Origin of the sequence: Dactylosporangium sucinum, assembly GCF_014647515.1 — a bacterium.
GTDB lineage: Bacteria > Actinomycetota > Actinomycetes > Mycobacteriales > Micromonosporaceae > Dactylosporangium > Dactylosporangium sucinum.
Genome location: NZ_BMPI01000016.1, coordinates 37179 through 60658 on the forward strand (window position 1 = coordinate 37179; position 23480 = coordinate 60658).

20 protein-coding genes are annotated in these 23480 nt (G+C 73.0%); 12 read left to right on the forward strand and 8 right to left on the reverse strand.

The genetic code is table 11. The features are described from left to right. Window positions 1-444: 444 nt before the first annotated feature. Both IEZ31_RS18210 and IEZ31_RS18215 read right to left on the reverse strand, forming a co-directional pair. Complete coding sequence (locus IEZ31_RS18210) at window positions 445-2061, reverse strand: phospho-sugar mutase (RefSeq protein WP_190251080.1); 1617 nt, start codon at window positions 2059-2061, stop codon at window positions 445-447. Between the two features lie 25 nt (window positions 2062-2086). After that, window positions 2087-3784: a serine/threonine-protein kinase gene (locus IEZ31_RS18215; protein WP_190251193.1), complete on the reverse strand. Its 1698-nt coding sequence runs from the start codon at window positions 3782-3784 to the stop codon at window positions 2087-2089. Window positions 3785-4626: 842 nt separating this feature from the next. On the opposite strand from IEZ31_RS18215, the gene IEZ31_RS18220 reads away from it, so the two are divergent. Both IEZ31_RS18220 and IEZ31_RS18225 read left to right on the forward strand, forming a co-directional pair. Then, window positions 4627-5913, forward strand: a complete 1287-nt coding sequence (locus tag IEZ31_RS18220) for an amidohydrolase (RefSeq protein WP_373294627.1) — start codon at window positions 4627-4629, stop codon at window positions 5911-5913. A gap of 50 nt (window positions 5914-5963) precedes the next feature. Further along, window positions 5964-8204, forward strand: coding sequence for a hypothetical protein (locus tag IEZ31_RS18225; protein ID WP_190251081.1), 2241 nt, complete (start codon window positions 5964-5966; stop codon window positions 8202-8204). Here IEZ31_RS18225 and IEZ31_RS18230 read toward each other — a convergent pair. After that, on the reverse strand, window positions 8104-9345 hold the full coding sequence (locus IEZ31_RS18230) for a DUF4349 domain-containing protein (RefSeq protein ID WP_190251082.1): 1242 nt from the start codon (window positions 9343-9345) through the stop codon (window positions 8104-8106). The genes IEZ31_RS18225 and IEZ31_RS18230 overlap by 101 nt on opposite strands. 113 nt (window positions 9346-9458) lie before the next feature. Here IEZ31_RS18230 and IEZ31_RS18235 point away from each other — a divergent pair, with 113 nt between their 5' ends. Next, complete coding sequence (locus IEZ31_RS18235) at window positions 9459-10091, forward strand: MBL fold metallo-hydrolase (protein ID WP_190251083.1); 633 nt, start codon at window positions 9459-9461, stop codon at window positions 10089-10091. A 3-nt stretch (window positions 10092-10094) separates the two neighbouring features. Here the strand turns inward: IEZ31_RS18235 and IEZ31_RS18240 are convergent, their stop codons facing one another. Continuing rightward, the gene (locus tag IEZ31_RS18240) at window positions 10095-10664 is read right to left on the reverse strand and encodes a 3'-5' exonuclease family protein (protein WP_190251084.1); all 570 of its coding nucleotides are present in this window, start codon (window positions 10662-10664) and stop codon (window positions 10095-10097) included. Window positions 10665-10687: 23 nt separating this feature from the next. Between IEZ31_RS18240 and IEZ31_RS18245 the strand changes: the two genes are divergently transcribed. The 3 genes from IEZ31_RS18245 (at window position 10688) to IEZ31_RS18255 (ending at window position 13657) form a co-directional block, all read left to right on the forward strand. Next, the gene (locus IEZ31_RS18245) at window positions 10688-11491 is read left to right on the forward strand and encodes a TolC family protein (RefSeq protein WP_190251085.1); all 804 of its coding nucleotides are present in this window, start codon (window positions 10688-10690) and stop codon (window positions 11489-11491) included. A 401-nt stretch (window positions 11492-11892) separates the two neighbouring features. After that, a complete protein-coding gene (locus IEZ31_RS18250; RefSeq protein WP_190251086.1) occupies window positions 11893-12642 on the forward strand; it encodes an SCO6745 family protein in 750 nt (249 codons plus the stop codon). Between the two features lie 34 nt (window positions 12643-12676). Next, window positions 12677-13657 carry a GNAT family N-acetyltransferase gene (locus IEZ31_RS18255; protein WP_190251087.1) on the forward strand — a complete coding sequence of 327 codons (981 nt, stop codon included), beginning with the start codon at window positions 12677-12679 and terminating at the stop codon, window positions 13655-13657. On the opposite strand, the gene IEZ31_RS18260 is transcribed toward IEZ31_RS18255, so the two are convergent. Further along, entirely contained in the window at window positions 13623-14078 is a 456-nt protein-coding gene (locus IEZ31_RS18260) for a gamma-glutamylcyclotransferase family protein (RefSeq protein WP_190251088.1), read from the reverse strand. The genes IEZ31_RS18255 and IEZ31_RS18260 overlap by 35 nt on opposite strands. 154 nt (window positions 14079-14232) lie before the next feature. Here IEZ31_RS18260 and IEZ31_RS18265 point away from each other — a divergent pair, with 154 nt between their 5' ends. Continuing rightward, on the forward strand, window positions 14233-15636 hold the full coding sequence (locus IEZ31_RS18265) for an NAD(P)H-quinone dehydrogenase (RefSeq protein ID WP_190251089.1): 1404 nt from the start codon (window positions 14233-14235) through the stop codon (window positions 15634-15636). A 3-nt stretch (window positions 15637-15639) separates the two neighbouring features. Here IEZ31_RS18265 and IEZ31_RS18270 read toward each other — a convergent pair whose 3' ends face one another. Continuing rightward, window positions 15640-16152, reverse strand: a complete 513-nt coding sequence (locus IEZ31_RS18270) for a 2'-5' RNA ligase family protein (protein WP_190251090.1) — start codon at window positions 16150-16152, stop codon at window positions 15640-15642. Between the two features lies 1 nt (window position 16153). Then, on the reverse strand, window positions 16154-16966 hold the full coding sequence (locus tag IEZ31_RS18275; protein ID WP_190251091.1) for an Fpg/Nei family DNA glycosylase: 813 nt from the start codon (window positions 16964-16966) through the stop codon (window positions 16154-16156). Between the two features lie 193 nt (window positions 16967-17159). On the opposite strand from IEZ31_RS18275, the gene thrS reads away from it, so the two are divergent. The 5 genes from thrS to IEZ31_RS18300 all read left to right on the forward strand — a co-directional run bounded on the left by thrS (window position 17160) and on the right by IEZ31_RS18300 (window position 21310). Continuing rightward, the gene (gene thrS, locus IEZ31_RS18280) at window positions 17160-18356 is read left to right on the forward strand and encodes a threonine--tRNA ligase (RefSeq protein WP_190251092.1); all 1197 of its coding nucleotides are present in this window, start codon (window positions 17160-17162) and stop codon (window positions 18354-18356) included. A 171-nt stretch (window positions 18357-18527) separates the two neighbouring features. After that, entirely contained in the window at window positions 18528-19163 is a 636-nt protein-coding gene (locus tag IEZ31_RS18285) for a DUF3152 domain-containing protein (protein ID WP_229835389.1), read from the forward strand. Between the two features lie 64 nt (window positions 19164-19227). Then, entirely contained in the window at window positions 19228-19728 is a 501-nt protein-coding gene (locus IEZ31_RS18290) for a SigE family RNA polymerase sigma factor (RefSeq protein ID WP_229835390.1), read from the forward strand. Then, on the forward strand, window positions 19725-20777 hold the full coding sequence (locus tag IEZ31_RS18295; RefSeq protein WP_190251095.1) for a hypothetical protein: 1053 nt from the start codon (window positions 19725-19727) through the stop codon (window positions 20775-20777). Before IEZ31_RS18290 ends, IEZ31_RS18295 begins: the two co-directional genes overlap by 4 nt. A 194-nt stretch (window positions 20778-20971) precedes the next feature. After that, the gene (locus IEZ31_RS18300) at window positions 20972-21310 is read left to right on the forward strand and encodes a heavy metal-binding domain-containing protein (protein WP_190251096.1); all 339 of its coding nucleotides are present in this window, start codon (window positions 20972-20974) and stop codon (window positions 21308-21310) included. Window positions 21311-21675: 365 nt separating this feature from the next. On the opposite strand, the gene IEZ31_RS18305 is transcribed toward IEZ31_RS18300, so the two are convergent. Then, window positions 21676-23430, reverse strand: a complete 1755-nt coding sequence (locus tag IEZ31_RS18305; protein WP_190251097.1) for an acetyl/propionyl/methylcrotonyl-CoA carboxylase subunit alpha — start codon at window positions 23428-23430, stop codon at window positions 21676-21678. Window positions 23431-23480 lie beyond the last annotated feature (50 nt).

Genomic DNA, 23480 nt, shown 5'->3' on the forward strand with positions numbered 1-23480 from the left:
GACGCCGCCCTGCCCGTGCCGCTCGCCGACGCCGCCCTGCCCGCGCTGCCCGCCGACGCCGCCCTGCCCGCGCTTTCCGCCCGCGCCGCCCTGCCCGCGCTGCCCGCCGACGCCGCCCTGCCCGCGCTTCCCGCCCGCGCCGCCAGCAACCACCCGCGCCGATCTTGGAGTTGTGGTCCCGTGCTTAGGGTGATATTTCCGACAAATCACGGACCACAACTCCAAGATCGCGGCGCCGCTGAGCGGCAGTGGCCACAGCGGCGGGCACAGCGCAGCCGGCATAGCGCGGCGGCTACAGCGCGGCGGCGGGCATAGCGGCGGCGGGCATAGCGCGGCGGCCACAGCGCGGCGGCGGGCATAGCGGCGGGCGCAGCGTGCGGTGGGCGTGGTGTGCCCCGCCCCGCCGGCGCGGCGCGGCCGGAGCACCCCGGAGGCGCGGAAGCGTCAGCGCAGGCCGAGGGCGGCCGCGGTCTCCGTGCGCAGCGCCACCAGCGACGCGGCGGCCGTCTCCCGGGCCTTGCCGACGTCGCCGTCGACGACCGGCTCGACAACCTCCAGGTAGGCCTTGAGCTTCGGCTCGGTGCCCGACGGGCGGACCACCACGCGGGTCGTGCCGGCCCGCACGATGAGCACGTCGGACTGCGGCAGCCGGTCCTCGATGGCGGTCACCGCCTCGTCGAGCAGCTCGGTGGGCGGCCGGTGGCGGATCGTGGCCATCGCGTCCGCGATCTCGGACAGGTCGTCGACGCGGACCGAGAGCTGGTCGGTGGCGTGCACGCCGTACTGCTCGGCGAGCTCGTCCAGCCGGTCGCCGAGGGTGCGCAGCTCCGCCTTGAGCCCGGCGGCGAGCTCGCACACCAGCAGGGCGGCGGTGATGCCGTCCTTGTCGCGGACGATGGGCGGGGCCACGCAGTACCCCAGCGCCTCCTCGTAACCGTAGACGAGGTCGTCGCCGGCCCGCACGATCCACTTGAAGCCGGTCAGCGTCTCGCCGTAGGGCAGCCCGTGCGCGGCGCACATGCGCGACAGCAGGCTCGACGACACGATCGTCGTCGCGTAGCGGCCCTGCACCCCCCGCCGCATGAGGTGGTCGGCCAGCAGGGCCCCGACCTCGTCGCCGCGCAGCAGGCGCCAGCCGCCGTCCGCCAGCGGGATCGCGACCGCGCACCGGTCGGCGTCGGGGTCGTTGGCGATCGCGATGTCGGCCCCCGATTCCCGGGCCAGCGCGAGCAGCAGGTCGGTCGCCCCCGGCTCCTCCGGGTTGGGGAACGCGACGGTGGGAAAGTCGGGGTCGGGCTCGGCCTGGGCCGCGACCACGAACGGCGCCGCATAGCCGGCGGCGGTGAGCGTCGACACGAACACGTCCCGGCCGACGCCGTGCATCGGGCTGTACGCCACGACGAGGTCGCGCGGCACCTCGGGCTCGACGACGCCGATCGCGGCGTCGACATACGCCTGCACGATCTCCTCGGTCAGCACCTCGCCCGGCGGGCCCAGTGGCACGTCGGCGAGCGGCCCGACGGTCCGGATCGCGTGCTCGATCTCGACGTCGGCCGGCGGGACGATCTGGGAGCCGTCGCCGAGGTACACCTTGTAGCCGTTGTCCTGCGGCGGGTTGTGGCTGGCGGTGACCATCACGCCCGCGGCCGCGCCGTGCCGCTTGACGGCGAACGCGAGCACCGGCGTCGGCAGCGGGCGGGGCATGAGCAGCGCCGGCCGCCCGGCCCCGGTCGCCACCCGGGTCGTCTCCACCGCGAACGCGTGCGAGCCGTGCCGGGCGTCGTAGCCGACCACGAGCGGACCCTCGACCCGGTTGTCGGCCAGCCAGCGGACCAGGCCGGCGGCGGCCGCGCGCACCACGGCCAGGTTCATGCCGTTGGGCCCGGCGCGCAACGGCCCGCGCAGGCCGGCCGTGCCGAAGCGCAGCGGCCCGGCGAACCGGTCGGCCAGGTCGTCGCCCCGATCCAGCGCGGCCCGCAGCTCCTCGCGGGTCGCCGGATCGGGGTCGTCGGCCATCCAGGCCTCGGCCTCGGCCCGCAGGTCACGCTCGGTGGAGGTCATCTGCTCTTCATAGCACGGCCCGGTGTCACTGCCCGGACGGTCCGCCACTGAGCTTGAAGCTCCGGACCATCTCGTCGAAGATCGCCCGGCTCTCCTGGAACCGCGTCTCGGGCACGGTCACGAAGAAGTGGTAGGCCTTGCCGCCGACCACGATCGCGTTCCACAGCGCGTGCCGCTGCTGGTCGCCGGTGCCGCAGGTGTACTCCAGGACCGCACCGTCGTGCCCGTCGAGCTTGTCCTCGTCCATGTTGGCCCGCGCATACGGCGGCGCACAGCTGGACGCGGTCGTCTGCAGGCGCTTCTCGGCGCTCTCCAGGAACGCCTTCGGCGTGCTCGAGGCCTTCTCGATGTTGACCCGGATGCGCCGGTTGCTGTCCGACGGGTCGGTGATGTCGAAATACGGCGCGCTCGCGTTGCCCTGCTGCTTCTTCGTCCAGCCCTTGGGCACGTTGACCGTGATGCCGCCCGGGTGGGTGAACGCCTCGACCTCGAACGACGGCTTCGCCGGGCCGCTCGACGAGGTGCCGATCGGCCGCTCGCTCTGCGGCGTCTCGTTCTCGCCGGAGAACAGCCCGGAGAAGGCCACGGCCGCGATGAGCACCACCGCGACGCCCGCCGCGACGGCGATCTTGGCCGCCGTCGGGGCCCGCTTGGCCCGCTCGACGAACTGCTGCGCGACGTTGCCCTTCGGCGGGGGTGGCGGCGCCTGGGTCCAGTCGGCGCCGAGTGCGCCGGCCGAGAAGCGGCTGGCATCGGTGCGCTCCAGCTCGGCGTCGGCGTGCGCCGGGCCGGCCTGCGCCGGGGCGGAGTGCATCCGGCGCAGCGCGCCGCTGACCGTCTCGCCGGGGGCCATCATCGCCCGGCCGCCGATCTGCCCGGTCGGCTGCTGCGGCGTCACCACCGTCGGCTGGTGCGTCGGGCGGACCACCGCGTAGGGATCGGTCATGTGGGCCGGCGCGTTGCTGGCCAGCGGCCCGGCCATGAGGTCGCGCAGGACGGCTCGGGCCGTCTCCACGTTCCAGCGGCGGGAGGGGTCCTTCTCCAGCAGCCCGTAGAGCACGCCGGCGAGCGGCCCGGCGCGCATCGCCTGCGCCGGCGGCTCCTCGACGACGGCCCGCATCGTCTCGAACGGGTCGCGCTTGTCGAACGGCGGCCGGCCCTCGACCGCCGTGTACAGCGTCACACCCAGCGAGAACAGGTCGCTGGGCGGGCCGAACTTGGCGCCGATCGCCCGCTCGGGCGAGATGAAGTGGGGTGAGCCGAGCACCATCCCGGGCGTGGTCAGCTCGCTGTCGGTGGGCATGCGGGCCACGCCGAAGTCGGTGAGCACGCAGCGGCCGTCGCCGGAGATCAGCACGTTGGCCGGCTTGACGTCGCGGTGCAGCACGCCGGCCGCGTGGGCCACCTCCAGCGCGCCGAGCAGCGCGATGCCGATCTTGGCGACGGCGCGGGCGGCGAGCGGGCCGTCCTCGACGATCATCTCGGCGAGGCTGCGGGCCTGCAGCAGCTCCATCACGATCCACGGGCGCCCGGCCTCGGTGACCACGTCATAGACCTGGACCACGGAGGGGTGCGAGAGCGCGGCCGCCGCACGGGCCTCCCGAAGCGTCCGTTGATACATGGAGTCACGGTCGCTCGGGGCGAGGTTGGGCGGGAGGATCACCTCCTTGACGGCGACGTCACGGCGCAGGAGCGTGTCGCTCGCGCGCCAGACCGTGCCCATGCCGCCGTGACCGATGGCCGTGCGTAGCGCGTAGCGCCCGCCGATCACGATGCCGGGGGCGGCGCGCTGCCCGGGAACGGGCGGCACCGTCGAACCCGGCTCGCGTGGTTCGCGGGCGGGGACGTCGTTGGGGGAGTCGGGGCCGCGCGCAGGATCACGCCCGGCTCCGGCGGAGGCCAGAGCACCGGTGGGTGGCAGGGGCTCGCCATGCCACGTCGGAAGCTGAGTCACAGGCAGTTAACCGTCATGGGAGGGGAGGGTTGACGTCTCGCCCCACTATCTTGCGTGCTCCCGCCCGTCGAAGAAAGGTGGGGTCGCCTCCTTCACCGTACCGTGACCCGGGCACGACACTGTGTGCCGATCTTGTCGCGCTCCGGACCATTCGAGGATTGAATCGGCTCGTTCGGGGAACCGAAACGGCAGGGCACCGCGTCTAGGCAGGTGAAGGAAACATCTGCGGAACATCGGTGAAGCAGATTTCCTGGAGTTTGGCGAGTGATCGCCGATTGACGGACGTCCGGTCCGGCACCGAGCCCCGGCTCCGTGCCAGCCTGCGGCGTTCGCCGTCACTGTGCGTCGACTCCTGGCGACCGTGATGGGACGCCGCTGTGAAAAGTTATCGCGACAGCACGTGACCGTGACGCCGGTCGCCCGTTAAAGGGGGTGGGGGGTACTTGTCGGCGATCGAACCAGCAAGTATGCACCCCCGGTCGGGTTTGAGTGACGCTCAGCTATCCGAACATCACCAGAATGATGTTGCGCTCCGTCACCTTGACCCGGTTAGTCTGTCCATGGCACGCATGGGGCGGGCCGCTCCATTAGACCGAAATAGAGAACTCACCGTGACGAGAGCGCTGACGCTGCCCGATCCTGCCGCCGCTGCGGCACGGTCGGTCAGCAAGTTGACGTCGTCCTGGCCCGAGACGCCACCTGGGGCCGATCCGCTGCCCGGTCAGCTCGACCGATGGCTTGCCTCCCGCGGGGCCGAGCTCGTAGCGGTGCGACGTCACATTCACGCGCACCCGGAGCTGTCCGGCCACGAGTTCGAGACCGCGGCGCTCGTCGCCCGCGAGCTGACCCGCGCCGGACTGTCCCCGCGCATGCTGCCCAAGGGCAACGGCGTGATGTGTGACATCGGCTACGGCGACCGGGTGATCGCCCTGCGGGCCGACCTCGACGCGCTGCCGCTGCCCGACACCAAGGACGTGCCCTACCGCTCGACCGTCGACAACGTCTGCCACGCCTGCGGCCACGACGTCCACACGACGATCCTGCTCGGCGTCGGCCTCGCGCTCGCCCAGCTGGCCGAGCGCGACGAGCTGCCGGGCCGGGTCCGCCTGCTGTTCCAGCCGGCCGAGGAGACGATGCCGTCGGGCGCGCCCGAGGTCATCGCCGCCGGCGGGCTGCAGGACGTCGCCGCGATCTACGCCCTGCACTGCGCGCCGCAGCTGCCGGTCGGCCTGGTCGGCGTCCGCTCCGGCCCGTTCACCGCGGCCGCCGACAAGATCGAGGTCCGGCTCACCGGCCGCGGCGGGCACACCGCCCGTCCGCACCTGACCGCCGACCTGGTCCACGCGCTGGGCCGCATCCTCGTCGACGTGCCGTCGCTGCTCGACCGCAAGCTCGACGCGCGGGCCGGGGTGTCGATGGTCTGGGGCGCGGTGCGGGCCGGCGAGGCCGCCAACGCGATCCCGATCGAGGGCGTGGCCCGCGGCACCATCCGCGTGCTGAGCCGCGAGGCCTGGCGCGAGGTGCCCGAGCTGGTGACCAAGCTGGTCCACGACGTCATCGCACCAACCGGCGCCGACGTCGAGGTCAACTACACCCGGGGCGTCCCGCCCGTGGTCAACGACCGGCTCGCCACCGCGATCATCGCCGGCGCGGCCGGCGCGGCCCTCGGCCCGGAGCGGGTCGTCGAGGCCGAGATCAGCATGGGCGGCGAGGACTTCGCGTTCTACGTCGACAACGTGCCCGGCTCGATGATCCGCCTCGGCGTCGGCGTGCCCGGCTCGGAGACCAAGTTCGACATCCACCAGTCGGCGTTCGACGTCGACGAGCGGGCGATCGGCTACGGCGTGCGCGTCATGGTGCACACCGCCCTCGCGGCCCTCAGCGCGGGAGCGTTCTAGGACTGACAAATAGACCGTCATCTGGTAACCCGGCATGTATGGTCACCGAGTTGCGCGTGCACGGTGTCACCGGCTCCCGCGCGGAGGACGTCCTCGACCGTCCCCTCCTGCACCGGGTGGCCGGCGACACCGACGCCGGCTTCTTCCGCCCGCGCCCTGAGTACGGCGCCACCCGCGGCCCCGGCGGCGCCGTCCTGGAGGCGTACCGCTGGGGCAACCTCACCGCCGGCGCCGCCGCCCGCGCGCTCTGGCTCCTCCTGTTGCCGTTCATGCTGGCCAACGTCGCCCTCTGGCTGCGGCCCGACGTCCGGCCCGGCCCGCGGGCCGCGATCCGGGCGCTGACCCGCATCTTCGCCCTGACGATGACCGCGTCCTTCGTGCTGTCGTTCGTCGAGATCTCGATGGACCTCGTCGGCTGGCAGTGCGCGAACACCGCCCGCTGCCTGGAGGGCCGCTGGTACCTCGGCCCGCTCGTCGACACCAGCACCAGCCGCCGCCTCGCGCTCACCGCGCTGATCCCGATCCTGGCCATCGCGTTCCTGTGGTTCCTCGGCCGGCGGACGTGGTCGCGGTACGAGGCGTTCCCGGCGAACACCGACGGCGACGGGGACGGGCTCGCGCACCCGTGCTTCTGGAACGGCAAGCCGCTCGTCGGGCGGCTCCGCTCGCTGCACATCGCGTTCGCGTACGCCACGCTCGACGCGGTGCTGCTGGGCATCCTGGTGCCGCGCGACCGGCACTGGCTCGGCTACGTGTGCGCCGGCGCGTGCCTGGTGCTCCTCGTCGCCTGCGCCGTCGCCGTGACCGTGCGGCCGGTCGTGGACCGGGACAACCCGGCCCGCTGGGCGCTCGGCCTCACCCGCGCGGCGAGCTACGGCGCGGTGGTGCTCACCGTCCTCACCCTCGCGTACTCGATGCTGCAGCGGGACCCGTGGCCGGCCACCGGGCGGCTGCCGGTGTTCGGCGGCACGGTGACCGCGCTGTTCGCGGTACAACTCGTGCTGTTGATGATCCTCGGGGCGGTCGTCCTCGGGAGCCGGCCCAAGGGCACGTTCCTGCAGGGCCTGGCCGGGCCGATCATCGCCAGCATCGGGCTCGGGGTGGCGGTCGCGTTCTCGGCCGGCCTGTCCTACCGGGTCGCCGACTTCCTCGACCGGCGCCGGCTGCCGTCCTCGGCCGACTACGTGCCCTGGCAGCCGCTGCAGCCGCCGCCGACCTACGAGTGGGCCGCCGCCGGCTTCGTGCTGATGCTCGTCATCATGCTCGTCGTCGCGCTGGTCGCCGGGCTGCCGCTGAACCGGCGGCTGCGCCGCAGCGCGCGGGTCGTCACCGACGCCGACTTCCGCGGCGACCGGCAGCGGGACCCGCAGCGCGCGAAGGGGATCGACACCGCGATCGCCGACGCCCTCATCACCGACCACGTCGGCCGGATGCTGCTGTGGGTGTTCGTCCCGACCGCCGTCGCCGCCGTCGCCGCGACCTGCTTCGCGCTGTTCGCGATCCGGCCGGTGCGCCTCGCCCCGCCGAACTCGCTCGCGGCCGAGCTGCTGTCGTTCGCGGTGAACCTCGGGACGTACCTCATCGGTCTGGCCGTCCTCGGGCTCGTCCTCATCGGCGTGCTCGCCTACCGTTACCAGCGGTTCCGCCGGATCGTCGGGGTCCTGTGGGACCTCGGCACGTTCTGGCCGCGGGCCGCGCACCCGCTGGCGCCGCCGTGCTACGCCGAGCGGGTCGTGCCCGAGCTGGCCGGCCGGGCGTCGTGGCTCGCCGCCGAGCAGGGCGGCGTGATCCTGTCGGGCCACAGCCAGGGTTCGGTGCTGGCGGCCGCGACGGTGCTGCAGCTGCCCCCCGAGGCGCAGGCGCGCGCGGCCCTGCTGACCTACGGCTCGCCGCTGCGGCGCCTCTACGCGCGCTTCTTCCCCGCCTACGTCAACGACGCCGTGCTCACCCAGGTCGGTGCGGTGCTGGCCCGGCCCGCGGACGACGCCGCGGCACCGGACCAGCACACCCCCCGTTGGGTCAACCTGTGGCGGGACACCGACCCCATCGGCGGACCGGTGGGGTCGCCGGCCGCACGCGACGTGCGGCTGGTCGATCCGCCGGGCTTCGACATCCCGCCCGGCGACACGGTGTTCCCCAAGGTTGACGGTCACTCCGGCTATCAGCTGCAACCGGGATTCGGTGCCGCGGTCAGCGGTCTCCTGCAGGACCTGTCGGGTCCGCAGGATTCGTCGGTGCCGCATCAGCCGGGGGCTCCGGCGACCGACCAGTTTCCGCGGATCCAGGCCTAGCCTCCGGTGCCGGGGGCGCACCTGCCCCTTCGTGGCCGGTTGAAACGCTGTCGGCCGGCTTCCTACCGATCGGCTGGGTGGCGCCCGGGATGAGCGGGCCCGCGCCGCCCGGCACCGGGGGCGGTGGAACCGGCCCGGGCGGCGCGGAGATCGGGGTGGGGCGGGGCATCTGGCGCGGCGGCGCCATCATCGGCGCCGGCGGCACCGGACTCCCGGCCGCGGCCACGGCCGGCTGCTTCGGCCGGTACCGCCGCAGCAGCAGGAGCAGGGAGATCGGCAAGCCCAGGACGAGCAGCCACGGCAGCAGCCAGCCGAGCGCGGTCAGCGCCACCTGCGCCGAGGTCAGGAACGCCGACCAGCCGTTGCGCAGCCCGACCCCGATGCCGAGCTCCTCCTCGTCGACGGCGGCCTCCGGCCCGAGCAGCACCAGCGTGATCGTCGACAGCGCGGTGAGCCCGTCGAGCTTCCGCTTGCGCGCCTGCAGCGACTCCAGGTCGGACTCGCGCCGGGACAGCTCCGACTCCAGCGACGTGATCTCGCTGATCGTCTGCGCCTTGGCCAGCAGCGCGCGGATCCGGTCGACGCTCGCCTGCGCCGTCTGCAGCCGCGACTCCACGTCGACCACCTGGTCGGTGACGTCCTGCGCGGTGACCTGCCGGTCCTCCTCGTTGCCGAGCCCCTTGAGCTGGTCGAGGGTCGCGCTGAACCTCGCCGCCGGCACGCGCAGCGTCAGCGTGCCCTGCGAGCGCTTGTCGTCGTGGCGTCGGTTGTCGCCGCCGACGAAGCCGCCCGCCCCGGTCGCGTACGCGATCGCCTGGGCCGCGGCCGCATCCACGTCCTTCACCCGGACCGTCATGGTGCCGGAGTAGATGATCGACCGGTTGTCGACGTCGAGGTTGTCCGGGATCTTGCCGGGCGGGTTGCCCTGGACCCCGTTGCCCTGGACCCCGTTGCCCTGGACCCCGTTGCCCTGGACCCCGTTGTCCTTGGCCGGTCCGGCGCCGGCCCCCTCCTGCATCGGCGCCGCCGCGGGCGCCGCGCTGTCGCTGGACTCCTTGGCACTGTTGCCGCACCCGCTCAGCGCCATCAGCACGGCGGCGCTCGCCGCCGTGACGAACAGGGTGGTGCGCCTGACTGACATGACGCCTCCTGGGTAGGGTCGATCGGGAGACCGAACTGCCCCCTGGGACGCGGCCGGGTGCGGCCCCGGTTCCCGGCGTTTGTGTCACGGTTCTGCCACAAGGAGGTCACCGGATGCGCATCACCAAGTACACCCACGCCTGCCTGCGCCTCGAACACGCCGGCGGCGTCATGGTGATCGATCCCGGCGTGTTCACCGAGCCCGAGGCGCTGGAGGGGGTCGACGCGGTCCTCGTCACGCACGAGCACTTCGACCACATCGACATCGACCGGCTGCGCGCGGCGGCGGCCAAGCAGCCCGCCCTGACCGTCTACGCCCACCCCGACGTCGACGCCCAGCTCACCGAGCTGGACGCGGAGAAGTTCGCGGTGGCCCCGGGCGACACCTTCGTGGCCGCGGGCATGACCGTGCGCGCCCACGGCGGGCAGCACGCGGTCATCCACCCCGACATCCCGCGGATCGTCAACGTGTCGTTCCTGATCGAGAGCCCCGACGGCCCGATCTACCACCCGGGCGACTCGTTCCACGTCCCCGATGAGGAGGTCGCGACCCTGTTCGTCCCGGTCTCCGCCCCGTGGCTCAAGCTGTCCGAGGCGATCGACTTCACGCGGGCGGTCAAGCCGGAGCGCGCCTTCGCCCTCCACGACAGCCTGCTCGTCGAGGCCGGCCAGCAGATCGTCACCGGCCACATGAACCGCCTGTCGGGCACCCACTACACCCGCCTCGAACCGGGCACGACGGTCTAGACCCTAGGGTTCCCAGCGCATCAGGTTCGCGAACAGCTCGGCCTGCTCGATCGCGTCGTCGAGCGCGTGGTGCGTGTGCCGGCGCTGCGACAGCAGGTGCTTCGGCATGCGCCCCTTGACGGCGGCGCCGATGGGCACGCCGGCCTTCACCGCGTACGTCGTCTTCATGTCGAGGCACCCCGAGTGCCCGAAGACGCTCGCCCCGGTGAACCGCAGCAGGTACCAGTACAGGAACATCCAGTCGAACACCGCCGGATAGGCGACGACCACCGGCCGCCCGTCCCCGGCGATCCGGGTGACCCACGCGCTCAGCTCGGCCATGGCCGTGGCCGGATCGCTCCCGTCGCGCAGCAGCGCGGCCCGGTCGAGCCCCGACACGGCGAGCGCCTCGGGCACGAAGTCGTCGCTGATGGGCCGCAGCTCCCGATAGAAGGTGTGCTCGGCCGGATCGGCGGCACTGAAGGTACCGCCGAATCTCCCAGCGACCGCGAGCCCGACGCTGACCATGGAGAACGGCCCGGGAATCGGCCCGTCGGCCTCAACATCCAGCGAGAAATAGACGTCGGCACGCATGCGGTGACCTTACGCTCGGGATCGTGGACGATGCGCTCGCGGGCATCGCGGCCCGGCTGTACGCCGCGCCGCCGGAGGACTTCGTCGCGCTGCGCACGGAGGAGGTGGCGCGCGCCCGCAAGGCGAAGGACACGGCCCTGGCCGCGGCGATCGGCAAGCTGCGCAAGCCCACCCTGGCGGCCTGGCTGGTCAACCGCCTGGCCCACGAGCGCCCCGACCTGATCGAGGAGCTGCTCGACCTGGGCGAGGAGCTCCGCACCGCCCAGCGCGAGCTGCGCGGCGCGGACCTGCGCGAGCTGTCCCCCCGCCGCCGCACCCTGCTGGCGGCCCTGTCCCGCGAGGCCGCCGCGCTGGCCGGGCGCGACCGCCCGAACCTCCCGATCGCGGAGGTCGAGAACACGCTCGCCGCGGCCCTGGCCGACGCCGAGGTCGCCACGGCGGTGCGAGCGGGCACGCTGACGAAGGCGCTGGAGTACACCGGCTTCGGCGAGACCCCGCGCCCGCAGCTCCGCCTGGTCCAGGGCGGCGGCGAACCGTCGGGGCAGCCCGGCAAGGTGACGGCGGTCCGCTCCGCCCCGTCGGACGACGAGCGCGAACGCCGAGCCGAGGCCCGCCGCCGGGAGGAGGAGCGCCGCCGGGCCGAGGAGGACCACGCGCGGGCCGTGCGCCAGGCCCGCAAGGACCTGATGGCGGCGTTGCAGCAGCTCTCCGATGCGGAGACCGCCAAGCAGGAGGCCGAGAAGCAGCTGGCCGCCGCGGAGAAGGCGATCGCCCAGGCCGAGAAGCGGGTGACGCTCGCGCAGGCCGCGTTGTCCGACCTCGGTTAGGCCTGGGACTCGGGTCCGCGCAAGTGACGACCGTCGCTCCCGCCAGACAGCGCTTGCGGCCCCGCGACATTCGTCCCGGGGCCGCGGACGCTGCCATCGCCGTCGCCCCAAGAACCCGCGACCTCCGGCCGCGCCGGGCGCCCGCCGCGCGGCGCGGTCCGCGCGCCGCCGCCGGGCGCGGGTCACGGCGGGCGCGTGCCGGCGGCGGGCGCGGGCCTGGCTCATGATCCATGGAGACTTCCGGCTGCCATGGCAGCCAAACCGCTCCATGGATCATGGGGCGAACGCTTATGTCCGGCGCTGCGCACCCGACATAAGCGAAATGTCGGCTCGGAAAAACGGGGGGTGGACACGAACGTGTGGCTTCACCGTGATCCACCCGGCGAGGCAGAATGTCCCGCGTGACTCCCGAGCAGGCGGCCGCGGCGGCGAAGCAGGCTGTGCTGGTCCTGGGCGGCGCCTTCAGCGACGACCCCAAGACCATGCGCAGGGCACGCCGGATCGGCCTGACCGGCTGGGCCTTCTACGTGGCCGGGCGCGGCGGAGCGCTCGGCGACGTGCGCGCCGACACCGTCGCGGCGGCGCTCGGATTCATCGCGCCCGAGGCCGTGCAGGACGGGTGGGACGCCGCTCGCAAGGTGGCGCCGCCCGAGCAGATCGCCGCCGACAACCTCGACGAGTGCTGCCGCTGGGGCCGCGAGCATCTGGAGAGCTTCTACGCCCTCACCCGCCTCGTCGAGCTCGCCGAGCGGGTCGTGGTCAGCGCCGAGACGGCCGGGATGCCCCTGTTCGCGGCCTGGCGGGCCATGCCGCTGCCCGACGACTCGCCCGGCGCGCGGGCGGCCGTGCTGGCGCACCTGCTGCGCGAGCACCGCGGGGCCGCGCACCTGCTGGCGATCCGGGCCAGCGGCCTCAGCCCCCTGGAGGCGATCATCTCCGGCCCCGACGGCGAGGCGGGCGCGACGGCGTTCGGGTGGCAGCCGCCGTATCCGGCGTTCGAGCCGCTCGTCCGCCGGCGCAGCTGGGCCGAGGCGCTCACCGACCGGATCGCGGGGGAGGCCTTCCGGGCGCTGGCCCCGGCCGAGCGGGCCGAGCTGGTCAACCTCCTCGACGCCGCCGTCATCGCCCTGAAGGAGGCGGTCCCGCAGTGACCGCCGAGAGAGCCGCGCGAAAGGCGGACCAGCAGTGAAGATCCGTGGGTGCACCCTGCGCGACGTGCCCGCCATCCTCGTCGTCACCCGGGCGAGCGACATCGCCTCCCTCGGCGAACCCGACTGGTCCGAGGCCGAGGTCGTCGAGACGCTGACCGCGCCGAACCACGACCCGGCCGTCGACTCCTGGCTCGCGTTCGTGCCCGACGGAGATGCCGACGGAGGTGCCGACAGAGGTGCCGACGGGGACCCCATCGCCTGGGCGTACGTCGACAACCCCCAGCGCGGCGTCCGCGACAACGTCGAGGTCTACGCGGTGCCCGAGCGGGGAACGAAAGCCTACGGCCCGCTCCTCGACCTGGCCATCGCCCGCGTCGCCGACCGCGCCCGCGACGCCGGGCACCCCGAGGTGACCCTGCGGGCAGGGGCCATCGCCTCGGAGACCGTCTATCTGGCGGTACTGCAGGACAAGGGTTTCCGGTTCGTCAAACGACACGCCCGGATGAACCGGGCACTGACCGGCGCCGAACGCGCTCCCGAGGGGCACGCCGTCCGGCCGGTGCGCGACGAGGACCTGCCCCGCTTCCACGAGGTGCTCGAGCTGGCGTTCGCCGACACGCCCGACTACCAGCCGACGCCGTACGAGACGTGGCGCGAGGCCGTCCGCCGCCTGCCCTCGGTCAGCTTCGACGAGTGGTTCGTCTACGAGGACGGCGGCGAGATCGTCGGCGTGCTGCAGTCCGCCGACCAGGCCGTCGAGCACGGCGAGGGCTGGGTCAAGAACCTCGCCGTCCTGCGCACCCACCGCAAGCGTGGCATCGGCGGGGCGCTGCTGCGCACGGCCTTCGCGGCGTACGCGGCCAAGGGTCGCACGTCGGCCGGGCTGGGCGTCGACCTCACCAACCCGACCGGCGCCTACCAGCTCTACGCCGACACCGGCATGACGGTGACGTTCGCCGCCGACATGTACGAGCGGACGGTCACGGCATCGCCGTCTTCGTCGGCCGCGACCTGAGCTCCTGCAGGTAGTCCTCGGGCGCGCCGGCCTTCGCGGCGGCGTTCGCGATCTCGGCCAGGTACCACGCCGTGGGGAGCCCGCCCTCGTACCCGTTGAAGACGTAGACCCACGCGGTCGCCTCCCCGTCGAGCGTGGCGACCCGCAGGTGCAGCTTCTGGTAGGTGCCGGCGAGCGCGCCCTCGACCTCGTCGAGCTGCTTCTCGTCGTTCGGATGCACGTCGTAGAGCGCGACGAAGACCCGGTCGCCCGGCGACTCGACGATCGTGGTGACCGAGCCCTCCCAGCCGAGGATGTCCTCCCCGGCGAAGGTGAGGCGCCAGCCCTCGAGCCAGCCGGTGCCGATCATCGGCGAATACGGACAGTAGGCCCGCATGCGGGCCGGGTCTAAGTTCGAGCCATACGCGGCGTAATGACGCACGGCGATGACGATAAACCCGACCGGGTACGCGAGAGAATACTGCCGAGCGTGTCGGATTCGGATCCACTCGTCGGCGCGGGGTGCACCGTTCGGCTGGTGTGCGGCGGACGGGTGGGAGAATGGGACCGAATCGTCGACGAGGGGTGGGGCAGTCGTGGGCCGGATCGTGATCATCGGAGGGGGCCCGGCGGGCTACGAGGCGGCACTGGTCGCCGCGCAGCTCGACGCGGAGGTCACCGTGATCGAGGCCGAAGGTGCAGGTGGCGCGTGTGTGCTGCACGACTGCGTGCCGTCCAAGACGTTCATCGCGAGCTCCGACGTCGTCACCGCGCACCTCGACACCGAGCAGTTCGGGGTGATCGGCCCCGAGGGCCCGGACGTGCGGGTCGACGCCACCGCGGTGCACGAACGGGTCAAACGGCTCGCCTCCGCCCAATCTGGCGACATCCACGCCAAACTGGTCAAGGCCGGTGTGGACTTCGTCACGGGCACTGCGCGCCTCGGTGAGGACACGCTGGGTCACACCCACGCCGTCGAGGTGACCCCGACCGGCGGTGACGCTCCGTATGTCATCGCCGCGTCGACCGTTCTGATCGCCACCGGCGCCACCCCGCGGGTCCTGCCGACCGCCGTTCCCGACGGGGAGCGGATCCTCAACTGGCGCCAGGTGTATGACCTGCCGAAGCTGCCCGAGCACCTCATCGTGGTCGGGTCGGGCGTCACCGGCGCCGAGTTCGCCTCGGCCTATCTCGCCATGGGCATCGACGTCACCCTGGTCTCCAGCCGCGACCGGGTCATGCCGCACGAGGACCCCGACGCCGCCATGGCGATCGAGCGCGTCTTCCGCACCCGCGGCATGACGATCCTCAACAACTCGCGCGCGGCGGCCGCCCGCCGCACGGCCGACGGCGTCGTGGTCGAGCTGGCCGACGGCCGCAGCGTCGAGGGCTCCCACGTGTTGATGGCGGTGGGTTCGGTGCCGCAGACGCACTCCCTCGGCCTGAGCGAGTATGGCGTCGAGGTCGCCCCCGGCGGCTACGTGACCGTCGACCGGGTCTCGCGCACCAACGTCCCCGGCATCTACGCCGCCGGCGACTGCACCGGCCTGCTCCCGCTGGCCAGCGTCGCCGCCATGCAGGGCCGCATCGCGATGTGGCACGCGCTCGGCGAGGCGGTCGCCCCGCTGAAGCTGCGCACGGTCGCCGCCAACGTGTTCACCGACCCGGAGCTGGCCAGCGTCGGTGTCACCCAGTCCGACATCGACAGCGGCAAGGTGCCCGCCCGGTCGGTCATGCTGCCGCTGGCCGGCAACGCGCGGGCCAAGATGGCGGGCCTCGACGACGGCTTCGTGAAGATCTTCTGCCGCCCGGCGTCCGGCCTGGTGGTCGGCGGCGTCGTGGTCGCCCCGAAGGCCAGCGAGCTGATCATGCCGATCGCCATGGCGGTGGAGAACCACCTGAGCGTCGACCAGCTCGCCCACACGATCACGATCTACCCGTCGATCTCCGGCTCGATCGCCGAGGCCGCCCGCCAGCTCATGCAGCACGACGAGGAGTAGGGCTCACAGCTCGCGGTAGACGTCCCGGGCGTAGTCGACGACGGCCGCGCGGATGACCGTCGCCTCGATCGGCAGCACCTCCAGGCAGCGGCGCAGCGCCTCGGTCAGGATCGGCCGGGGCACCCGCATCGAGACGGTGCAGTGCGGCACCCACTCGCCCGGGTCGTAGAGCGGCAGGCACTCGATGCCGTGCGCCTGCAGCGCCCGCCAGACGACCGCCTGGTGGTGCATCAGCTCCGGGGTCGGCGCCAGCCCGAGGAACACGACCCGCCCGACGAACACCCCGGCGAACTGGAAGTTCAGCCGCAGCGGCGCGGCGACCTCGACGTCGGCCAGCGCGGCCGCCACCGCCGCGGGGTCCAGCGCACGGGCCGCGACGAGCGACACGTGCGGGCGGTGCTTGCCGTCGTGCGGCGTGCGCAGCGTCTGCACGCCCAGCTCCTCCAGCAGGTCCCAGAGCACCCGGATCCGCCGGGTCGCCCGCTCGTCGAGGTGCATCTCGATGGAGGCGACCATCTCAGGACTCCCGCTGGCAGGCCGGGCACCAGTACGCGTTGCGCGCGTTGAGCACCGCCGTGCGCACCGGCGTGCCGCAGACCAGGCAGGGCTGGCCGGTGCGGCGGTACACGTACACCTCGCCGCCGTGCCGGTCGACCCGCGGCGCGCGGCCCATCGCCTCCGGCGTGTGTGCACTGTGGACCGTGTCGATCCGCCCCTCCGCCACGCCGGTCCGCATCAGGGTGCGCAGGTCGGCCCAGATCGCCTGCCACTGGCCGTACCGGAGACGCTTCCCGGTCGTCGTGGGCGGCAGCCCGGCCCGGAAGAGGGCCTCGGTCACGTAGATGAGGCCCGCACCGGCCACAATGGACTGGTCCATGAGCAGCCCCATGAGCGTGCGCCCCGAGCCGCGGATGCGCGCGAACGCCACGTCCCCGTCATCAGAGAACGCCAGCGGGTCCGGCCCGAGCCGGGCGTGCAGCGCTTCCAGTTCGCCCGGGTCGAGCAGCTCGCAGGCCGCCGGGCCGCGCAGGTCGAGCCAGTGGTCGGCGTTGACCATCCGCAGCCGGATCTCGCCGACCTCGCCCGGCGCCGGCCCGTCACCGTCGGTGAACTTGCCGTAGAGCCCGAGGTGGATGTGCAGGGTGTCGCCGCCCGAGTAGTGGTGCAGCAGGTGCTTGCCGTGCGCCTCGGTGGCCTCGAGCACCCGCCCGTCGAGCCGCTGCGCGCCGGCGGCGAACCGGCCCTGCGGACTGCTGACCGCGACCGGGCGCCCGCCGAACAGCTTCCGATGGCGCTCGGCGAGGCGGTGGATGGTGTGACCTTCGGGCACCGACCGTTTATACCCTCCACGTTCCAGCGGCGAAGCGCTATTCTCGTGGCGTGAGTCGCAGCGCACTGTCCACGACGACGCCGGGCCTTCCCCGGCGGCGCTGACGCGACGTTCTCTCGCAAGCTCCGGGGCCGCGCTCCCGGAGCTTTTTCGTGCCCGCGGTCGCGGCTCCTCGTCCCCAAGGAGTCAGATCATGCAGGACCACCGCAAGCTCGGCCGTGAGCTCGAGCTGTTCCATTCCGACCCGCTCGTCGGCGCCGGCCTGCCCCTGTGGCTGCCCGACGGCGCGGCCGCCCGGCGCGCGGTCGAGGACTACGTCTACGCGCTGGAGCGCCGCGCCGGCTACCAGCACGTGTACTCGCCGCCGATGGCCAAGGTGGAGATGTACCACCGCTCCGGCCACCTGCCGCACTTCGCCGACGACATGTTCCCGCCGATGCGGCTCGGCGAGGGCGAGCACGACGCGTTCGTGCTGCGGCCGAGCCTCTGCCCGCACCACGCGGCGGTGTTCAACGCGCGCGGCCGCTCCTACCGGGAGCTCCCGCTGCGCATCGGGGAGACCGGCGGCATGTACCGCGCCGAGCGCTCGGGTGTGCTGGGCGGGCTGTCCCGGGTACGGGCGATATCCCTCAACGACGGGCACGTGTTCTGCGCCGAGGACCAGGTGCTGTCCGAGGTCGTCGCCGCGCTGTCGCTGATGCGGGTGGCGCACGCGGCCCTGGGCTTCGCACCGGCCTACTACCGGCTCTCCCTGCGCGGCCCCGGCGACAAGTACGTCGACGATCCGGCGATGTGGTCGAAGGCCACCGACGTCCTCCGTGAGGCGCTCGCCGAGGCCGGACTGTCCTACGTGGAGGCCCCCGGCGAGGCCGCCTTCTACGGACCGAAGATCGACGTGCAGCTCGTCGACCACGCCGGCCGCGAGGGAACCCTGGCGACCGTGCAGGTGGACTACTTCCAGCCGGCCCGCTTCGAGCTGTCCTATGTGGACGAGCACGGCGAGCGCCGCCGCCCGGCGATGGTCCACCGCAGCGCCGCGGGCAGCATGGAGCGCCTGTTCGCCCACCTCATCGAGGTGCACGACGGCGCGTTCCCGGCCTGGTACGCACCGGTGCAGGTGGCCGTCCTCCCGGTCGGCGACGCGTCCGCGGCGGCGTTCTCGGCGCGGTGCCGCTCGCTCGATCTGCGGATTCACGAGTTGTACAGCGGGAGCCTGGGCGCCCGGATCCGAGCCGCTCGAAAGGTTCCGTTCGTAGCCGTGATCGGCGCCCAGGAGCAGGCGGCCGGCACCGTGGCGCTGCGCTCTCGGGGCTCGGAGGAGGTGCGGGTGCTGCCGGTGGAGGAGGCGTTGTCTCTGCTGTCGGCGGCGTGCCGAGCACCGCTGGACTAAATACCCGGGCCGGCTCGGGTCGTCATAGGGGATGTGAGCGTACTTCGGATCGGCGGCGTGGCAGCCGCGGTGCTCCTGCTGGCCGCGTGCTCCGCGCCGCCGTCCTACTCCTCTTCTTCCGCGTCCCCAGCGTCCCGCGCGTCCCCAGCGTCTTCAGCGTCGTCAACCGCAGTGTCGTCGCCGTCTCCCTCGCTCTCCCCGTCCGTCGTTGCCTCCTTTCCCGCCGTCGGCGGCGGGCAGTTCCTCTTCGCAGCCGCTCCCGGAGCGGAGGCCGGCTTCGCGGGCCGGTTGCTGACCTATCGCGTCGGCGTCGAGGCCGATATTTCCGGGATATCCGTCGAAGACTTCGCCGCCGCGGCGGCCGCCGTCTACGCCGACCCGCGCGGGTGGACCGCGACCGGGCAGTGGCGACTGCGCCGGGCCGGTGCCGGCGAGCGGTACGACTTCACGCTCTACCTCGCCACCCCGGCGACCCGTGACCGACTGTGCGACAGCGCCTACGACCGGTATACGTCGTGCCGTAAGGAGAACAACGTCGTCATCAACGTGGCACGCTGGGTGCGGGGCGTGCCGGACTACGGCGGTGATCTCGCGTCGTATCGGCAGTATGTGATCAACCATGAGACCGGCCATCGACTCGGCCGCGGTCACGAGCTGTGCCCGGGCCCCGGCCGCCCGGCGCCGGTGATGCAGCAGCAGACGCTCGGCATGCACGGCTGCCTGCCCAACCCGTGGCCGATCGTCGACGGCCGCCCCTATGCCGGCCGCTCGGGGCAGTATGACGACCCGACTCCGAAGGACCCATAAACGCTCGGGGTGGGCGGGCTCGTCTAGGGGGTGGGATGTCGGTTCGTCGGGGGAGGGGCGGTCGGTGCACGTCGACTTCGCGGAGTTCGTGCTGGCTCGATCGCCGGCCCTGCTCCGCTTCGCGTACCTGCTGACGGGTGACCGGCATCTGGCCGAGGACCTCACCCAGGAGGCGCTGGTCCGCGCGCACCGGCGGTGGTCGGCGATCACCGGCGACGGAGGCCCGGAGCCGTATGTGCGGCAGGCGATCCTGCGCCAGTTCCTGTCCTGGCGCCGCCGCCGTTCGTTCTTCGAGCGCCCGTCCGCCGAGCTGCCCGAGCGACCGCACCCGGACGACCTCGCCGACCGGGTCGCGGTCAGCGACGAGATGTGGTCACTGCTGCGCACGCTGCCCCGCTCCCAGCGGGCGGTGGTGGTGCTGCGCTACTACGAGGATCTCCCCGACGCGGAGATCGCCCGGCTGCTGGGCTGCTCCCCGGCGACGGTGCGGGTCCACGCGTTCCATGCGTTGCGACGACTCCGGACGGCCCTGACGCCGGTCCGGCTGCCGGGAGGGCAGACATGATGCACGATGTCGAGGAGCGCTTACGCTCGGCGCTGCACCACCACGCCGACGACGCACCGGCCGGCGCCACGATGCTGGCCGCGGTGGTGGAGGAGTCGACCCGCCGCCGGCGCCGCATGGCCGCCCTGTCGGCGGCGGCCGCGGTGACGACCGTCCTGACCGGCACGGCCGTGGCCGTTCCCCTGCTGTCCCCGTCGCCCGCGTTGACGGTCGCCGCCCCACCGACAGCCGCCCCGTCCTCGCTCGTGCCGTCCTCGCCCGCGTCGTCGCCACCGTCCCCCTGGGACACGTCCGGTTCGGCGTCGACCGCCCTCGTGCCGGCGAAGGTGCCCGACACGGTGACGTTCCCGTTCACGGCACCGTCGACGCCCGGCTACGCCGCACCGTCGATCTGGCGGGCGGCCGGCAACCCGGTCCTGCGCCAGTCGCTGCAGACCCCGCAGCCCGGCGGCGCGATGGCGTATACGACCACCGCCTACTCGGCCCGCCCCGACCCGCTCGGCCCGACCACGCCGACCAAGGTCCACGGCCGTCCGGCAACGGTGGTGGAGTGGTCCGACGACGTGGGCGCGCAGCGCTCGCTGGTCTGGCAGGAGAACGCCACCACGTGGCTGGAGCTGCGCACCGAGCCGTCCGCGGCCGACCCGGAGACCTTACGCGCCTACGCCGACGCGCTCCTCCCGAAGCCCTCCAGCGCGCCGTCCCCGTTCCTGTTCGCCGTGATGCCGTCGGGCTGGACGGTCGACAACATCTTGCCGGGGTCGGTGACCTTCTGCCCGCCGAACGTGCCGGCCGACCAGGGCTTCACCGACAAGCTGGCGGTCATGCTGAACGCGACGACGACCCCGGCGGGCCGGCAGGTCCAGGTCGGCGACCGCCGGGGTTGGCTGGCCCACCAGGACGAGGCCACGACCCTGGAGGTGCCCTTGGGCGACGGCCGCTCCCTGCTGTTCCAACTCCTGGGCAAGGCGACCCTGCCCGAGGAGGACCTGATCCGCCTGGCGGCCGGCACGACGGCGACCCCGAACGCGGAGGTGGGCAGCGGCTGACCCACCGGTCGCCGCCGCGACCGACTGTGCGTGCCGCCGGCCGGTGCGCCCGCACTTCCCGGAACGGCGACAGCCGCCCGGCAGCGGTTTCCCGACTCGCGCGTGCGCCACCCATTGTGCCGCAGCGGAAGGAGGAATCGGGTGGTTACCGGCAGATCGCCGCGTAGCTGTACATATATGCATACCCTTTGGCTGTGCTGGTTGTGACCACTGAAGGCTTGCCGGGGTACGAGATCACCACCGTCCTCGGCGAGGTGCTGGGCGTGGTGGCCACGTCGCGCAATCCGTTCGCGGCCGGGATCCGGTCCACCGAGGGCGGGCCGGGGCAGGACATGTCGCAGTTCCTGGTCCAGACGCGCTCGCGGGCCGTCGGCCAGATGGTCGCCGCGGCCGAGCACCGCGGGGCCAACGCCATCGTCGGCATGCGCTTCGACCACCGCGACGTGACGAACACGTGGGTCGAACTGTGCGCGTACGGCACGGCGGTCATCGCCGTCGCCCTCCACCAACGCACCGGCGCCCACGCCGCCTGACATTCATGGCCGCCCATGCTCCCGAAGGCTTTCGAACTCCCGGCAGCGAAAAAAGCCCTTGGGGGTTACGGCCGGCCCCCGAGCGCCGCGGGCGGCGGACTCCACGCGGCCCGCGCGGGATTAGGCCGCGCGGCGGCGGAGTGCGCGGGCGGTTGGGCTGCGCGGGGCTGGCTGCGCGGTCCGGGCTTCGTGGGCCGGAGTGCGCGGCGGGTGGATGCGCAGGCCCGGGCGGCGGGCGCTGGCCCGGTGCGGGCGGCGATTGTCGGCCGAACGTGGGCCGTGGCTGCTGAGCCGAGCGCGGAGCACCCGCTGCTGGCCGTGGCTGCGGGTTGCGTCGTGTGAGCCGGAGTTGCCGGGGCGGCGGGCTACTTGAGCTCGGCGATCACGGCGCCGGACGAGACTACCTCGCCCACCTTGGCCTGGAGGCCGGTCACCACGCCCGCCTTGTGGGCGTTCAGCGGCTGCTCCATCTTCATCGCCTCCAGGACCACGACCAGGTCGCCCTCGGCGACCGTGTCGCCCTCGGCCACGGCGATCTTCACGATCGTGCCCTGCATCGGGCTGGTCAGGGCGTCGCCGCTCGCGGCGCCGGACTGCTGCTTGCCCGTTGTGCGGCGGCGGGCCGCGGCGGGGGCGGCCGCGGGCGAGGACGGGCCGGCCGACGGCAGGCCGCCCGGGAAGACCACCTCCAGGCGCTTGCCGCCGACCTCGACCACCACCGTCGACGGGGTGGGGGTGTCGGCGGCCGGGGCGGCGGTGGCGGTGAACGGCGGGACCTCGTTGACCCACTCGGTCTCGATCCAGCGGGTGTGGACGTGGAACGGCTCGTCGGTGAAGGCCGGGTCGCGCAGGACTGCGCGGTGGAAGGGCAGGGCGGTGGCCATGCCGTCGACGACCATCTCGTCCAGGGCGCGGCGGGCGCGCTCGACGGCCTGCTCGCGGGTCTCGCCGACGATGATCACCTTGGCCAGCAGGGAGTCGAAGTTGCCGCCGATGACGCTGCCCGACTCGATGCCGGTGTCGACGCGGATGCCCGGGCCGGTCGGGAGGGTCAGCGTGGTCACCGTGCCCGGGGCGGGGAGGAAGTTGCGGCCCGGGTCCTCGCCGTTGATGCGGAACTCGATGGCGTGGCCGCGCGGGGTGGGGTCGGCGTCGAACCGCAGCTTCTCGCCGTCGGCGATGCGGAACTGCTCGCGGACGAGGTCGACGCCCGCCGTCTCCTCGGTGACCGGGTGCTCCACCTGCAGGCGGGTGTTGACCTCCAGGAAGGAGATGGTGCCGTCGTTGCCGACGAGATACTCGACCGTGCCCGCCCCGTGGTAGCCGGCCTCCTTGCAGATGGCCTTGGCCGACTCGTGGATCTGGGCGCGCTGGGCGTCGGTGAGGAACGGGGCGGGCGCCTCCTCGACGAGCTTCTGGTGGCGGCGCTGCAGCGAGCAGTCGCGCGTGCCCATGACCACGACGTTGCCGTGCTGGTCGGCGAGGACCTGGGCCTCGACGTGGCGGGGCTGGTCGAGGTATCGCTCGACGAAGCACTCCCCACGGCCGAACGCCGCGACGGCCTCGCGGGTGGCCGACTCGAACAGGGCCGGGATCTCCTCGATCGTGCGGGCGACCTTGAGGCCGCGCCCGCCGCCGCCGAACGCGGCCTTGATGGCCACCGGCAGCCCGTGCTGCTCGGCGAACGCGACGATCTCGGCCGCGTCGCGCACCGGGTCGGGCGTGCCCGGCACCAGCGGCGCGCCGGCCCGCTGGGCGATGTGCCGCGCCGTGACCTTGTCGCCGAGGTCGCGGATCGCCTGCGGGGTCGGCCCGATCCAGGTGATCCCGGCGTCGATGACCGCCTGCGCGAAGTCCGCGTTCTCCGAGAGGAAGCCATACCCCGGGTGCACCGCGTCGGCTCCCGCCTGGCGGCAGACGTCGACCAGCTTGTCGATGCGCAGGTAGGAGTCGGCGGCCGTGTCACCGCCGAGGGCATAGGCCTCGTCGGCCAGGCGCACGTGCAGCGCGTCGCGGTCGGAGTCCGCATACACGGCCACGCTCGCCAGCCCGGCGTCGCGGCAGGCTCGGATGACGCGGACCGCGATCTCGCCACGGTTGGCGATGAGAACCTTGCGCACGCTGAACGCTCCCTTGGGTGGACCCTCCGGCGCAGTCTAAGCCAACGGTC

Bases quoted from the DNA above. Each gene is read 5' to 3' on its own strand.
- IEZ31_RS18210 (WP_190251080.1), bottom strand. From the start codon at position 2,061: ATGACCTCCACCGAGCGTGACCTGCGGGCCGAGGCCGAGGCCTGGATG.
- IEZ31_RS18215 (WP_190251193.1), bottom strand. From the start codon at position 3,784: ATGGGCACGGTCTGGCGCGCGAGCGACACGCTCCTGCGCCGTGACGTC.
- IEZ31_RS18230 (WP_190251082.1), bottom strand. From the start codon at position 9,345: ATGTCAGTCAGGCGCACCACCCTGTTCGTCACGGCGGCGAGCGCCGCC.
- IEZ31_RS18235 (WP_190251083.1), top strand. From the start codon at position 9,459: ATGCGCATCACCAAGTACACCCACGCCTGCCTGCGCCTCGAACACGCC.
- IEZ31_RS18240 (WP_190251084.1), bottom strand. From the start codon at position 10,664: ATGCGTGCCGACGTCTATTTCTCGCTGGATGTTGAGGCCGACGGGCCG.
- IEZ31_RS18270 (WP_190251090.1), bottom strand. From the start codon at position 16,152: ATGGTCGCCTCCATCGAGATGCACCTCGACGAGCGGGCGACCCGGCGG.
- thrS (WP_190251092.1), top strand. From the start codon at position 17,160: ATGCAGGACCACCGCAAGCTCGGCCGTGAGCTCGAGCTGTTCCATTCC.
- IEZ31_RS18295 (WP_190251095.1), top strand. From the start codon at position 19,725: ATGATGCACGATGTCGAGGAGCGCTTACGCTCGGCGCTGCACCACCAC.